Raw genomic sequence first — 14,744 nt, forward strand, 5'->3', positions numbered from 1 at the left:
CCAGCATGCTCACTGTTACGATTCAGTAGAGTTCGCTGCTCAGTCGGACACCCCGTGACCGGGACTGTCCAAGACCCTCCACAGGAGACTTCCATGGCGCGCAGGACCGGCCGCGTGACGGCGACCGACGTCGCCAAGGAGGCGGGGGTCTCGCAGACCACGGTCAGCTATGTGCTGAACGACGTGTCGCACCAGAAGATCTCCGACCAGACCCGCCGCAAGGTGCTCGACGCGGTGGCGAAGCTGGGCTACGAACCGTCGGCCGCCGCACGCGCCCTGCGCCTGGGCCGCAGCGACCTGGTCCTGCTGTTCCTTCCGGACGTTCCTGTCGGCGGCACGCTGACCGCCCTGGTGGAACTGCTCGGTGACGAACTGGAGCGGCACGGCCTGAACCTCGTCACGCGACGCGAGCGGCACGCCCCGCTGAAGTCGCTGTGGCGTGAGCTCATGCCGGCGGCCGTGATGACGGCCTTCGACGTCGGTGCCGACGACGTGGCCAGTATGCGCGCGGCGGGCATCCACGTGGTCAGCGCCGGGATGGGCCCCGCGGTCGCCCCGGGTGTCCTGACCGTTCCCCAGACCCTGATCGGTGCGATGCAGGTCGAGCGGCTGGCGGCGACGGGCCATGTGCGCATCGGCTACGCCGCCCCCGGGGATCCCCGTCTGCGGGACTTCCTGGACCTGCGGCTCGACGGCGCCCGTACCGCCTGCGCGGAGCGCGGTCTCGAGCCGCCGGTCGTGCTGGAGGTGCCCCTCGACATCTCGGCCGCCGCCGCGGCGGCCGAGCAGTGGCAATCGGCCGTCCCCGCCGTCACGGCGGTGTGCGCCTACAACGACGAGACGGCCTTCGCCCTCCTCGCGGGTATGCGCAGGGTGGGCCTCGCCGCCCCCGGCGACCTGGCCGTGATCGGCGTCGACAACGACAAGTTGGCGCCGTTCGCGGTACCGCCGCTGACGACGATCGACAACAATCTCGATGTCGCCGTGGGCCGCCTCGCCCGCATGATCGTCAACGGCGTGACCGGTGAGTCTCGGCCGCCGGCGCCCCAGGTGACTCCGCTGACGCTGGTCGTGCGCGAGTCCGCCTGACGGAACCCGGACCGACGTGAACCAGGTCGGCCGGACGCTTGCCGAGCAAGTCCCGCACGTATGCCTGGCCGGTCCTGACGCAGGCCCGGCCAGTCTGACGCGCGCCGAGCCGATCTGCCCCACACCGGTCTCACCTGGACGTCTTCGTCTGATTCCGGGGAGGCCGGCTCCCCGCGCAGTACGGCGTCGGCTCCCTGCACGCCATGACGCCAACGCCTGTCGCGGTTCGTCCGAACGTCCGCTTCCCAAAAAGCTGTTGCACGGCCCTTGTGGTCCACCAGGTGCGGGGCTACGTTACGCATACGTTTCACTTGTACGTATCAGTGGCTGATTTCGGACCCACCGAAAAACGGTGGACATATAGCCCCCTTCCGCCAGGAACGGCTGACCGCCAAGAACGGTCCAGGCCGCGTCAGGACCTGGTGTCCCACTCCCTCCGAGGCCCTTCAGGGTGGCTCGCTGTCCGATGCCGCCCGGTCATCCACTCACCAGCGGAGCACCCATGCGAAGAATCGCGCTGACCGCCGTATCGGCTGTCCTGATGTTGTCCGCGGCCGCGTGCGGCTCGGGATCGGGTTCCGGTTCGGGCAAGGCGGCCACCGGCGGCACCCTCACCCTGGCCCCCCTGGTCGCCGCGCAGCCGTGGGATCTGGCCGACGCCGGTCTCGGCAACAACACGCAGTACTACCAGCCCGTATACGATTCGCTGCTCCGGCTGTCCCCGACGGCCGAGGTCGAGCCCAACCTGGCCACCAAGTGGTCGTACAACGCGGCCCGCACGGTGCTCACGATGACCCTGCGAACCGGCGTCAAGTTCACCGACGGCACCGCCCTGGACGCGACGGCGGTCAGGACCAACCTGCTGCACACCGAGAAGGGCACCAGCGAGGCCGCGGGCCAGCTCAAGGGCATCAGCGGGGTCGATGTCGTCAACGCCACCACGGTCGCGGTCAAACTCTCCGCCCCCGACCCGTCGTTGGTGCCGAACCTCGGCAACGTGGCCGGCATGATCGCCAGCCCCAAGGCCATCGCCGCGGGGACGATCAAGACCACCCCGGTGGGCTCCGGGCCGTACACCCTGGACAAGTCCGCGACCACGGTGGGCAGTACGTACACCTTCGTGCGCAACCCGGGCTACTGGAACAAGGCCGCCTTCCCCTTCGACAAGATCGTCCTCAAGCCGCTGACCGACCCGACCGCCGTGCTCAACGCGCTGCGCTCGGGGCAGGTCAACGGCGCCCTGCTGGCCAGTGCCAAGAACGTCGCGCCGGCCAGGAGCAGCGGGCTGAACGTCACCAAGTACACCTCCGGCGACGTCGAGGGCGTCTACATCTGGGACCGCGAAGGGAAGATCGTCAAGGCGCTCGGCGACGTCCGGGTCCGCCAGGCACTGAACTACGCCTTCGACCGCTCCACGATCGTCAAGACGGCGAAGCAGGGGCTGGGCAAGGCGACGACCCAGATCTTCAACCCTTCGAGTTCCGCCTTCGACAGCTCGCTGAACTCGAAGTACTCCTACGACCCGGCGAAGGCCAAGCAGTTGCTGGCCGAGGCGGGCTACCCGCACGGCTTCTCGGTCACCGTCCCGGACGTGTCGTCGGTCTTCCCGGACCAACAGGCCGCCATGGTCCAGCAGTTGGAGGACATCGGGATCAAGGTCAAGGTCGACAAGATCCCGGTCACTCAGTTCATCAGCGCCCTCCTCGCGGGCAAGTACCCGCTGTCGTACATGACGTTGGCCTCCTTCCGCCCCTGGGACACCATCCAGATCGAGGTGGAGAAGAGCGCGCTGTGGAACCCGCTGCACAGCGCCGACCCGAAGGTCACCGACCTCATCACCAAGGCACAGTCCGCGACCGGTGCCACCCAGGACGCGCTGTTCAAGCAGCTCAACACCTACCTCGTCGACCAGGCGTGGAACGCGCCCTGGGACTCCGTGGAGAACACCTACGCGACGACCAAGAACGTCACCTTCACACCGCAGACGTTCGCCGCCGTCCCGCCGATCTACAACTTCAAGCCCGCTGGCTGACCAGGGAGCCGGACCGGGCGGGAGCGGTGACACGGCTCCCGCCCGGCCGCCGACGAACTCCGGTCAGGGAGAGGCAAGGTGGAGAGACAGATGATCGTTTTCTTGGTCCGGCGCATCGCCGCCGGGCTGGTCCTGGTCCTGGTCATCGCGACCACGACCTTCGCGCTGATGGGCCTCACCGGCTCCGACCCGGTCCGCCAGATCGTCGGGCAGACCGCCACCCGGCAGCAGGTGACCGCCAAGTCCGCCGAACTCGGGCTCGACCAGCCCTTCGTGGTCCGCTACGGCCACTGGCTCGCGGACGCCGTGCACGGCAACCTCGGCAGCTCGTGGTTCAGCGACGAGTCCGTGACGAGCTCGCTGGAGAACAAACTGCCGGTCACCCTGTCGATCGTGCTGGTGGCCCTCCTGGTGTCGGCCGTACTGAGCACGGTGCTGGGAGTGGCCGCCGCGGTCCGACGGGGCGCCCTGGACCAAGTGGTGCAACTGCTCGCGGTGTTGGGGTTCGCCGTACCCAGCTTCCTGGTCGCGCTGGTGTTCGCCGTGGTGATCGGCGTCGACCTGGGCTGGCTGCCCGCGACCGGTTACGTGCCGCTGGCGGACTCGGCGGGTGGCTGGCTGCGGTCGGTCACCCTCCCCGCGCTGTCGCTGTCCGTCGGAGCGATCGCGGCCACTGCCCAACAGGTGCGTGGCTCCATGGTCGACGTCCTGCGCGCCGACTACGTACGCACCCTCCGCAGCCGCGGCATCAGCGAGCGCAGCCTGCTGTTCCGGCACGCCCTGCGCAACGCCGCCCCGGCCGCGCTGACCGTGCTGGCCCTCCAGTTCATCGGCCTGGTCGGCGGCGCGGTGGTCGTCGAGAAGGTCTTCGGCCTCAACGGGATCGGCAGCCAGGCGACCACCGCCGGGTCCCAGGGCGACACCCCGGTGGTCATGGGAGTCGTCGTGGTCATGGTCGCCCTCGTCGTGGTCGTCAACATCCTGATGGACCTCGCGTACGGCTGGCTCAACCCGAAGGTGCGTGTCGGATGACGCTTCCCCAGTCCGAAGAACCGGCGGGCACGGTCGCCACGGCCGTCGCCGCGCAGGGCCGGGCCGGACTCCTGCGCCGGCTGCTGCGCAGCCCGGTGGCCGTGACCTGCCTGGTCATCCTCGCCCTCATCTCCCTGGCCAGCCTGTTCGCACCGCTCCTCACCAGCCAGGACCCGGCCCACACCTCACTGACCGACAGCCTCGCCCCGATCAGCGGCAAGCATCCGCTGGGCGGCGACGGCGTCGGCCGTGACGTCCTGGCCCGACTGCTCTACGGCGGCCGCACCAGCCTGCTCGGTGCGCTGCTCGCGGTGGCCGTCGCCGTGGTGATCGGCGTTCCGGCCGGTCTGGTGGCCGGCTACTACCGCAAGTGGTTCGACGCCGTGAGCAGTTGGGTGTCCAACCTGCTGATGGCCGTACCGGCGATCATCGTGCTGCTCGTCGTGATGTCCGCGGTGGGCCAGAACACGTACCTCGCCATGGCGGTCTTCGGCGTGCTGATGTCGCCGGGCGTCTTCCGGCTGATCCGTGCCTCGGTGATCTCCGTACGCGAGGAGCTGTACGTCGACGCGGCACGCGTGTCCGGCCTGACGGACGCCCGGATCATCCGCCGGCACATCCTGCCCGTCGTGCAGGCGCCGACCATCATCCAGGCCGCCCAGATGCTCGGCCTCGGCATCGTCATCCAGTCCGGGCTGGAGTTCCTCGGCCTGGGCTCGGCGACCCAGGCGAGCTGGGGCTCCATGCTCAACGACGCCTTCGGCAACATCTATACGAAGCCGGTCCTGATGGTCTGGCCCGGAGTGGCGCTCGCGGTGACCGTGGCCGCGTTCGGCCTGCTGGGCAACGCCCTGCGGGACGCGCTGGACGGGAGCGCGACCGGCGGGCGGAAGAAGATGCGTGGCGCTACGGCCCGTAGGCCGGTCGCGGACAAGAAGGCACCGCCCGCCACAGCTGACGCGAGTGGGGCGGACGACGCCCTGCTCGTCCTCGAAGGCCTGACGGTCTCCTATCCGACGGCCCAGGGCGAGAAGACCGTCGTCGACGGCGTCTCCCTGACGGTGCGCCGGGGCGAAGTCCTCGGACTGGTCGGGGAGTCGGGCTCGGGTAAGAGCCAAACCGCCTTCGCCGTCCTCGGATTGCTGCCCCGGGAAGCCCAAGTCACCACCGCCCGGCTGCTGTTCGACGGCACGGAACTGGGACGGCTCGGCCGCGCCGCGATGAACCGCTACCGCGGCCACCGGATCGCCTACGTCCCGCAGGAACCGATGTCCAACCTCGACCCCTCCTTCCGCATCGGCGCCCAACTGGTCGAGCCGGTACGCCGACACCTCGGGCTGTCGGCGGCCGAGGCGAGGACCAAGACCCTCGGCCTGCTGGAGCGGGTCGGGATCTCCGACCCGGAACGGGTCTTCCGCTCCTATCCGCACCAGATCTCCGGCGGCATGGCGCAGCGCGTCCTCATCGCCGGCGCCGTGTCCTGCGAACCGGACCTGCTGATCGCCGACGAGCCGACCACGGCCCTCGACGTCACCGTGCAGGCCGAGGTGCTCGACCTGATGCGGTCCCTTCAGCGCGAGCGGAACATGGGCATGATCCTGGTGACCCACGACTTCGGTGTGGTGGCCGACATCTGCGACCGCGTGACGGTGATGCAGACCGGCACCGTCGTGGAGTCCGCACCCGTGGCGCGGTTGTTCGCCGATCCGCAGCACCCGTACACCCGCATGCTCCTGGCGTCCACGCTGGAGGACGCCGAGCCGCGGGCCGCGCTGAGCCGCACCATGTCGGCGAGCGCTGCAGGCAGCACGCACACCGGACGTCAGGAGGGTCCGGCATGACCGTGACCATGAACGGGACACCGAACGAGGAACTGCCGGCCGAACCCCTCCTGGCCGTCGAGGACTTGGTCGTGGAGTACCCGTCGAAAGGCTGGCGCAGGCCGCCGTTCCGCGTGCTGAAGGGTGTGTCGATCAGCATCGGCGTGGGCGAGACCCTCGGTCTGGTCGGCGAGTCCGGATCGGGCAAGACCACGCTGGGCCGGGCCGTCCTCGGACTGGCCCCGGTCACCTCCGGCACCGTCCGCTACGACGGCAAGGTCATCTCCGGCCTGGACGCGAAGGAACGCCGGGCGCTCAGCAGCGACATCCAGGTGGTGTTCCAGGATCCGTACACCTCCCTCAACCCGGCGATGACCGTGGACGACATCCTCAGCGAACCGCTGCGCGTCGCGGGAACCCCTCGCGCGGAGGCGGAGAAGCGGGTGCGGGACCTGCTCGACCACGTACGGCTGCCCGCGGACGCGGGGGAGCGGCTGCCGCGGGAGTTCTCCGGCGGACAGCGCCAACGCATCGCCATCGCACGGGCGTTGTCCCGGGACCCGCGTGTCATCGTCTGCGACGAGCCGGTGAGCGCACTGGACCTGTCGACGCAGGCCCGGGTGCTGGACCTGTTCGTCGAGATCCAGGAACGCACCGGTGTCGCCTATCTCTTCGTCACGCACGACCTGTCCGTGGTCCGGCACATCAGTCACCGGGTGGCGGTCATGTCCGGTGGAGAGATCGTCGAGACGGGGGACGCGGCGACCGTCACCACCGCACCTCAACACCCTTACACACAGCGCCTGTTGCTCGCCGCGCCGGTGCCGGACCCGCAGCGGCAGGCGGAACGCCGGGCCGAGCGGCGACGGCTGGCGGAGGCCCTGGCGACCGACCTCTCCGCCGACGCCGCCCCGAACGCCTCCACTGTCGCTTCCACGTCGGGAGACCGAGCATGACCCTGCCCAACCCCGTTCTCCCCGGCTTCCACCCGGACCCCAGCATCACCCGCGTCGGCGACGACTACTACCTCGCCTGTTCCAGCTTCGAGTACCTCCCCGGCGTACCGCTGTTCCACAGCCGCGACCTGGTGCACTGGGAGCAGATCGGCAACGTGGTGACCCGGCCGGGGCAGTTGGCGGTGGAGAAGGTCCCCACGCTCGGCGGTGCCTGGGCGCCCACCATCCGGTTCCACGACGGGCGTTTCTGGCTGGTCGTCACCGACGCGATGGGGCGCGGCAGTCTCATCTTCACCGCCGAACGGGCCGAGGGCCCCTGGTCCGACGGCATCGTCATGCAGGGCGTTGCGGGCATCGACCCGGACCTCGCGTGGGACGCCGACGGCACCTGTTTCGTCACGTACTCGGGTCTCCAGCTCGACGGAGACCGCGCCGGCGAGCATCTCGGCGTCCAGCAGGTCCGCATGGATCTGGAAACGGGCCAAACCCTCGAAGTACCAAGGTCGTTGTGGTCGGGCACGGGTCTGATGTTCCCCGAGGCGCCGCACCTGTACGAGATCGACGGCACCTGGTACCTCCTGATCGCCGAGGGCGGCACCGAGCGCGGGCACTCCGTGAGCATCGCCCGCGGCACCCGTCCCGACGGCCCCTTCGAAGGCGGCCCGGCCAACCCGGTGCTCAGCGCCCGCAGCACCGACCGCCCGGTCCAGAACACGGGCCACGCCGACCTCGTACACACTCCCGACGGCGGCTGGGCGCTGTTCCTGCTCGGTATGCGCCCCGGCGGTCTGACGCGTGCCTTCTCTCCCATGGGTCGGGAGACGTTCAGCACCACGCTGGAATGGGTCGACGGCTGGCCGGTGGTGCAGCCGGTCCAACTGACCCCGCCCACCGCACCGGTTGAGCACCACGACGGCTTCACCGGCGCCCGACTCGGCCCGGAATGGCTCTCCATACGGACACCGGCCGCCGACTGGTCCTCGCTCACCGAACGACCGGGCCACCTCGTCCTCCACGCGGACGGCTCGACCATGGACGACCCACGGCCACGGTTCGTCGGCCGCCGCCAGCAGCACCGGTCGGCCGTCTTCTCGGTCCGCGTGGACAGCGCCGGGGGAGTCGGCGGGCTGAGCCTGCGGATCGACGAACACCATCACTACGACATCGAGGTCGGCGCGGGTGTCGCCCGTGCCCGCGCCCGGGTGGGCGGGCTCTGCCAGAGCTGGGAGCAGCCGATTCCCGCAGGCCCGGTGACCGTACGGATCGAGATCGAGCCGGTCGTCGGCATGGGCCTCGACGCCCTCGGCCCGGACACGGTCCACCTGTCCGTCGACGCCGGCACCGGACCGGTCGAACTCGCGGCGCTCGACGGCCGCTACGTCTCCGCCGAGACCGCCGCGTCCTTCACGGGCCGAGTCGTCGGCATGTACGCCTCCGAAGGCTCGGTCGCCTTCGACCGGTTCGGCTACCGGGGCGAGGACTGACGCCTTCATCCCGTCCGAGACAGCCGACCGGCACCTGAGAGAAAGTCACCAGTACCGTATGGGCACTTCCTCCCCACGCATGCTCTTCGGAGCCGCGTACTACACCGAGTACCAGCCGTACGAGCGGCTCGCGCAGGACCTCGACCTCATGGCCGAGGCCGGGTTCAGCGTCATCCGGGTCGGCGAGTCGGTCTGGTCGACCTGGGAACCCCGCGAGGGCCACTTCGAACTCGACTGGCTGCAACCGGTGCTCGACGCCGCCGCCGACCGGGGCATCAAGGCGATCGTGGGCACCCCGACCTACGCCGTCCCGCCGTGGCTGCGCCGCAAGTACCCGGAAACGGCCGCCCGTTCGGCCACCGGACAGCCCATCCCGTACGGCATGCGGCAGGACGCGGACTACTCGCACCCCGCCTTCCGGCATCTCGCCGAGCGGCTCGTCCGCAACATCGTCGGGCGCTACGCCGACCACCCGGCGGTCATCGGCTGGCAGGTCGACAACGAACCCGGGCTACGGCTCTTCCACAACGACTCGGTGTTCCAGGGCTTCCTCGACCACCTCCGCGAACGCTACGGAGACGTCGAGACACTCAACCGCCGCTGGGGGCTGACCTATTGGTCCCACCGCCTGCGGGACTGGGCGGACCTGTGGACCCCCGACGGCAACTCCACCCCGTCGTACGACCTCGCCTGGCGCCGCTACCAGGCGCGGCTGACGCAGGAATACATCACCTGGCACGCCGAGCTGGTCCGCGGCCTCGTACCGGAGCACCACTTCGTCACCACCTGCGTCGCACTCGGCCAACAGGGCCTGGACATCTCGGCCATCGGCGGGCCCCTCGACATCGCCGGGGCGAACATCTACTACGCCACCCAGGACGGGCTGGCCCTGCCGGGTCCCGACGAACCGGACGGCGGACTGTATCCGTTCTTCGTCTCCTGGTCCGGACCCGCCTGGCTCTACCTCCAGAACGACATGGCGCGCGGCATCCGCCAGGAACCCTTCTTGGTCATGGAGACCAACGCCACGTCGATCGGCGGCTCCGGCGACAACTTCCCCCTCTACCGCGGCCAGGCCCGCCAGGCCGTGTGGAGCATGGTCGCGCGCGGCGCCAGGATGATCGAGTACTGGCACTGGCACTCCCTTCACTACGGCGCCGAGACCTACTGGGGCGGCATCCTCGGCCACAGCCTGGAACCCGGCCGGACGTACGACGAACTCTCGGTGATCGCCGGGGAGTTCAGGCAGGCCGGCAGCGCGATCGAGGGCCTGCGGCCCCGCAGCGACGTCGCGATGCTGCTGTCCGCCGACAGCCGCTGGGCCATGGAGTTCATGGCACCGCTCAGGGGCAACACCCCTGCCTGGTTCGGCGATCCACAGTCCTACGACCGTATCGTCGCCGCGTTCTACCGGGGGCTGTTCGACGCCGGACTCTCCGTCGACATCGTTTCCCCGGAACAACTCCCCTCCGATCCGGAGGAGTTGGTCGACCGCTGGCCGGTCCTGGTCGTCCCGGCGCTGTACATCGCGGACGACGCGACACTCGACCTGCTGCGCCGGTACGCCGAAGCCGGCGGCCACCTCGTCCTCACCCCGCGCACCGGCTACGCCGACGAGGAGGCCGTCGCCCGGCACACGGTCATGCCCGGAGTGCTGCGCCCCGCTGCGGGCGTGCGCTACCAGGAGTTCACCAATGTGCTGAAGCCCGTCACGATCACACCGGGGGACTCGAACGGCCCCGCTCTGCACGGACACGCCACCGCGTGGGCCGACGGACTGATCGCGGAGGGCGCCACCGTCCTCGCCGGGTACGACCATCCGCACCTGAACCAGTTCGCCGCCGTCACCACCCACGAGTCCGGCGACGGCCGCGTGACCTACGTCGGCACCGTCCCGGACCGCGAACTCTCGCACAGCCTCGCGGACTGGATCGCCGCGGTCTCGCTCCCCTCCGACGCCTGGCGCGAGGACCGGCCGCCGTCCGTCACCTGCACAGCGGCCACCACCGCCGACGGCGCCGTCCTGCGCTTCGTCCACAACTGGGCCTGGGAACCGGTCGATCACCGCCTGCCCGCAGACGTCCGCGACCTGTTTACCGGTGAACCCCTTGCCGCCGGAACGGTGCTCGAACTCGGGCCCTGGGACGTCCGGTTGCTCATCGAGCGCGATGGCGACCCCACTTCACCTTCACTCTCACCCTCACCGAGGAGGACGCCGTGACCCGGCAGCCCACCACCGACGCCCCCTCCGCGACCGACGAGGCCGAGCTCGCCAGGCGCCTCGGCACGCTCACCCTGGAACAGAAGGTCAGGCTGCTGACCGGCGCGGACTTCTGGTCCCTCCACCCCGAACCCGCCGTCGGACTCCGCCGGTTGGTCGTCTCGGACGGACCCGCCGGAGTCCGCGGCGAGCTGTGGGACGAGCGCAGCCCCTCCGCCAACGTGCCCTCGCCCACCGCACTGGCCGCGACCTGGGACGAGCCGCTCGTCGAACGACTCGGCGGACTGCTCGCCCACGAGGCACGCGCCAAGGGCGTCGACGTCCTCCTCGCCCCCACCGTGAACCTGCACCGAACCCCTTACGGCGGACGGCACTTCGAGTGCTTCAGCGAGGACCCCCTGCTCACCGCCCGCATCGGGGTCGCCTACGTCCGAGGCGTCCAGGGCGGCGGCGTCGCGGCCACCGTCAAGCACTTCGTCGGCAACGACTCGGAGACCCAGCGCATGACGCTCGACGCGCGCATCGCCGAACGCGCCCTGCGCGAGCTGTACTTGGCGCCGTTCGAGCGCATCGTCGGCGAGGGCCGGGTCTGGGCCGTCATGGCCGCCTACAACGGCGTCAACGGGCACCCGATGACCGAGAGCCCGCTGCTGCGCCAAGTACTGCACGACGACTGGGACTTCGGCGGCCTGGTGATGTCGGACTGGTTCGCCGCCCGCACCACCGAGCCGTCCGCCCGCGCCGCCCTCGACCTGGTGATGCCCGGCCCGATCGGGCCGTGGGGCGACGCACTGGTCGCCTCCGTACGCAAGGGCAAGGTCGACGAGGCTCTCGTCGACGACAAGGTGCTACGACTGCTGCGCCTCGCGGCCCGGGTCGGCGCACTGACCGATGTGCCCGCCCCCACCCTTCCGCCTCACCACGACGCAGCGTCCGTGGCGGCCCGCCTCCGCGAAACCGCCGCCGCCGGATTCGTACTCGCCCGCAACGAGAACGCCCAACTACCTCTGGACCACGCCACGTTGCATCGCGTCGCTGTCCTCGGACCCAACGCCGCCGTGGCCCGGACCCTCGGCGGAGGCAGCGCCACCGTCTTCCCGCCCTACACCGTCTCGCCCCTCGACGGCATCCGCGCCGCCCTGGGCGACGACGTGGAGGTCACCCACGGCGTCGGCGTCACCCCGCAGACCCGCACACCCGCGGCGGCGCTGTCCTATCTCCGCCACCCCGACGGCGACGGCGAGGGCGTGGAGGTGAACTTCCTGTCCGGCGACGGAACCCTGCTCGGCTCCGAGCGCCGCGCCGGAGGCGCCTACACCTGGATGGGGTCCTACGGCCCCGGAGTGCCCACCGGCGAGGTCGCCCGGGTGGAGGTGCGCACCGTGATCCGCGCGACCGACGCCGGCCGGTACGCCATCGGCGGCTCGGGCATCGGACGCTTCCGGCTGTCCGTCGCGGGGGCCGAGGTGTTCGACGTACGCCTCCAACTCCCGCCGGGCGCCGACCTGGTGGAGGGCCTGATGACCCCGCCGCAACGTCTCCACGCCGTCGACCTGGCGGAGGGCGAGGAGACCGAGGTCGTCCTCACCCACGACACAGTCACGCACGACGCAGTCACCCACGGCATCGACTCGACGGACGATGCCCTCGGTGACGCGGTCACCATGTTCCAGCTCAACCTCCAGCCACCCCACGGCAGCGACGACGAGGAGATCGAGCGGGCCGTGGCCCTCGCCCGTGAGGCCGACGTCGCCGTGGTCGTGGTCGGCACCACGGAAGAGGTCGAGAGCGAGGGCTTCGACCGCGACAGCCTGGCCCTGCCCGGCAGGCAGGACGAACTCGTCCGCCGGGTCGCCGAGGCCAACCCCCGGACCGTCGTCGTGGTCAACTCCGGTGCCCCGGTGCTGCTTCCGTGGTCCGAGGAGGTCGCGGCGGTGCTGCTCGCCTGGTTCCCCGGGCAGGAGTTCGGCAACGCGCTCGCCGACGTACTGCTGGGCCTCGCGGAGCCGGGCGGCCGCCTGCCCACCGTCTGGCCCGCCACCGAGGAGGGGTTGCCCGCCACCGAGCCTGTCGACGGCGTACTCGCCTACGACGAGGGGCTGTTCATCGGCTACCGGGGCGACGGCCGCACCGGATGGCGGCCGCCGCGCTACGCCTTCGGTCACGGACTCGGCTACACCACCTGGGAGTACGTCTCGATCGACGTCCCCGGCGAGATGCGTCCCGGCGCCGAACTCGCCGTAGAGGTACGGATACGCAACAGCGGCCCACGGCACGGCAAGGAGGTCGTGCAGGTCTACGCCGGCCGTCCCGGCAGCGCCGTCGAGCGCCCGCTGCGCTGGCTCGCGGGGTTCGCCGTGGTCGAGGCGGAGCCCGGCGAGGAGGCCGTCGCGACGGTCACCGTGGACGCGCGGGCGTTCGAGCACTGGGACACCGAAGTAGGCGGCTGGGCGGCCGAGTTGGGGACCTTCATCCTGGAAGCCGGCTCGTCCTCGGCGACCCTGCCGCTGGTCGTCGACATCGCCGTCGGCGACTCATGAGCGATACACAGCCGGAAGCGGGACCGGTGATCGACCCCTGGCGGCAGACCGAGATCACCCTGACCGGAGCCCGCGACCACGCCAACCCGTACACCGACATCGACGTATGGGCCGAGTTCACGCACGAGTCCGGGACCGTCCTGCGCCGCCCCGCCTTCTGGGACGGCGGCCGGGTCTGGAAGGTCCGGTTCGCCTCACCTGAGGCGGAGGGCCGCTGGACCTGGCGCAGCGGCGGTTCCGTAGCGGACGAAGGACTGTCGGGGCAGGGTGGAACGCTCGTCGTACACCCCGCCCCGGACGACGCCGACTCCTTTCACCGGCACGGGTTTTGGCGGATGTCGCCCGGCGGGCGCAGCTTGGTGCACGCCGACGGGACGCCCGCGCTGATGGTCGGCGACACCGCCTGGGCCCTGCCCTGGCGGGCCACCGAGGAGCAGGTCACGGAGTACGCCACCGACCGGCGGGCCAAGGGCTTCAACGCGGCCCTGTTGATGAGCGTCCAGCCCGACATGGACGCGCGCGGACCGCGCGACCGCGCCGTGGACGAGGGGTTCGACGTCGGCTTCGAGGACCTGCCCACCGGGCACGTCAATGTGCTCAACCCGGCGTATTTCCAGTACGTGGACCGGCTGATCGGGATTCTGCGCGAGCACGGGATCGTCCCCGTACTCCAGCCGCTCTTCCACGGGTTCGGCTGGAAGGGCCTGAGGGTGGCGGGTCCGGTGGTGCCACCGCAGGAGTACGCGCGCTACTGCCGCTATCTCGTCGCCCGTTACGGCGCCGTCCCCGTCGTCTACCTCGTCGGCGCCGACGGCGAGGGTCACGAACCGCAGATCGCGGCGGGCGGCGCGGAGGTCGGCCGCTGGGACGCCTACGGTCAGCCCTGCGGCATCCACTACCGCCCGCACGCCGACAACCGCGCCCACCAGAGCGAGAGTTGGCTGCACTTCCAGTGGTGCCAGACCGGCCACATGGGCGGGCACGTCCAGGAACGGGTCGCCGACATGTGGCGCAACACCCCCGCCAAGGCGGTCGCCAACGCCGAGCCGACGTACGAGAACACCGGCAGCCCCGGCCGCGCCGCCGGCTGGTGGCAGGGACACGAGGCCTGGAGCAACCTCTGCGCCGGCGGCACGATGGGCGTGGTCTACGGCGCGGCGAGCCTGTGGCAGTGGCGCCTGCACGCAGCCGAACCCGGCCACGAGGAGTTCTTCCTGGCCGAGGACGCCGGCTGGCGGGAGGCGCTGCACTTCGACGGCTCGCGCCACGTCGGGCTGATCTCCCGCATCCTCGACGGCCTTCCTCTGACGGACATGCGGCCGGACTGGCGTTCCGCCCTGGCGCCCCGGGGCCTGTCCGTCCCCGGCGTGCTGTACCTCTGCTACGCCGAGGAGGGCGGCCCGCTGTTCATCACCGACCCGGAGAACGTCCCGCTCCCTTACCGGGTGGTGGACCCCCGCACCGGCGAGACCGTCCGCGAGGGCGTACGCGCCACCGCCGTGGAACCCGTACCCGACGAGGGCGGTGCACCGAGGGTGTACATCTGCCATGACCCGAGCCGGAGTTGATC

9 protein-coding genes are annotated in these 14,744 nt (G+C 70.6%); all 9 read left to right on the forward strand.

The features are described 5' to 3' along the window. Positions 1-93: 93 nt before the first annotated feature. Positions 94-1,089 (forward strand): LacI family DNA-binding transcriptional regulator, encoded by a 996-nt coding sequence (locus tag OG714_RS49995; RefSeq protein ID WP_406131149.1) that lies wholly within the window; start codon positions 94-96, stop codon positions 1,087-1,089. 502 nt (positions 1,090-1,591) lie between these two features. After that, the gene (locus OG714_RS50000; RefSeq protein WP_406131150.1) at positions 1,592-3,121 is read left to right on the forward strand and encodes an ABC transporter substrate-binding protein; all 1,530 of its coding nucleotides are present in this window, start codon (positions 1,592-1,594) and stop codon (positions 3,119-3,121) included. 90 nt (positions 3,122-3,211) lie between these two features. Then, positions 3,212-4,153, forward strand: a complete 942-nt coding sequence (locus OG714_RS50005; RefSeq protein ID WP_406131151.1) for an ABC transporter permease — start codon at positions 3,212-3,214, stop codon at positions 4,151-4,153. After that, positions 4,150-5,994: a dipeptide/oligopeptide/nickel ABC transporter permease/ATP-binding protein gene (locus OG714_RS50010; RefSeq protein ID WP_406131152.1), complete on the forward strand. Its 1,845-nt coding sequence runs from the start codon at positions 4,150-4,152 to the stop codon at positions 5,992-5,994. The genes OG714_RS50005 and OG714_RS50010 overlap by 4 nt, the downstream gene beginning before the upstream one ends. Beyond that, on the forward strand, positions 5,991-6,929 hold the full coding sequence (locus OG714_RS50015) for an ATP-binding cassette domain-containing protein (RefSeq protein ID WP_406131153.1): 939 nt from the start codon (positions 5,991-5,993) through the stop codon (positions 6,927-6,929). Before OG714_RS50010 ends, OG714_RS50015 begins: the two co-directional genes overlap by 4 nt. Then, complete coding sequence (locus OG714_RS50020; RefSeq protein WP_406131154.1) at positions 6,926-8,413, forward strand: glycoside hydrolase family 43 protein; 1,488 nt, start codon at positions 6,926-6,928, stop codon at positions 8,411-8,413. Before OG714_RS50015 ends, OG714_RS50020 begins: the two co-directional genes overlap by 4 nt. 58 nt (positions 8,414-8,471) lie before the next feature. After that, positions 8,472-10,634, forward strand: a complete 2,163-nt coding sequence (locus OG714_RS50025) for a beta-galactosidase (RefSeq protein ID WP_406131155.1) — start codon at positions 8,472-8,474, stop codon at positions 10,632-10,634. Next, complete coding sequence (locus tag OG714_RS50030) at positions 10,631-13,174, forward strand: beta-glucosidase (protein ID WP_406131156.1); 2,544 nt, start codon at positions 10,631-10,633, stop codon at positions 13,172-13,174. The genes OG714_RS50025 and OG714_RS50030 overlap by 4 nt, the downstream gene beginning before the upstream one ends. Further along, on the forward strand, positions 13,171-14,742 hold the full coding sequence (locus OG714_RS50035) for a DUF4038 domain-containing protein (protein ID WP_406131157.1): 1,572 nt from the start codon (positions 13,171-13,173) through the stop codon (positions 14,740-14,742). Before OG714_RS50030 ends, OG714_RS50035 begins: the two co-directional genes overlap by 4 nt. Positions 14,743-14,744: the final 2 nt, after the last annotated feature.

The sequence above is a fragment of the Streptomyces sp. NBC_00989 genome (genome assembly GCF_045162655.1).
In the GTDB taxonomy this organism is placed as follows: Bacteria; Actinomycetota; Actinomycetes; order Streptomycetales; family Streptomycetaceae; genus Streptomyces.

Coding starts and splice junctions, on each gene's coding strand:
- OG714_RS49995 (WP_406131149.1), top strand. CDS start 94: ATGGCGCGCAGGACCGGCCGCGTGACGGCGACCGACGTCGCCAAGGAG.
- OG714_RS50000 (WP_406131150.1), top strand. CDS start 1,592: ATGCGAAGAATCGCGCTGACCGCCGTATCGGCTGTCCTGATGTTGTCC.
- OG714_RS50005 (WP_406131151.1), top strand. CDS start 3,212: ATGATCGTTTTCTTGGTCCGGCGCATCGCCGCCGGGCTGGTCCTGGTC.
- OG714_RS50010 (WP_406131152.1), top strand. CDS start 4,150: ATGACGCTTCCCCAGTCCGAAGAACCGGCGGGCACGGTCGCCACGGCC.
- OG714_RS50015 (WP_406131153.1), top strand. CDS start 5,991: ATGACCGTGACCATGAACGGGACACCGAACGAGGAACTGCCGGCCGAA.
- OG714_RS50020 (WP_406131154.1), top strand. CDS start 6,926: ATGACCCTGCCCAACCCCGTTCTCCCCGGCTTCCACCCGGACCCCAGC.
- OG714_RS50025 (WP_406131155.1), top strand. CDS start 8,472: ATGGGCACTTCCTCCCCACGCATGCTCTTCGGAGCCGCGTACTACACC.
- OG714_RS50035 (WP_406131157.1), top strand. CDS start 13,171: ATGAGCGATACACAGCCGGAAGCGGGACCGGTGATCGACCCCTGGCGG.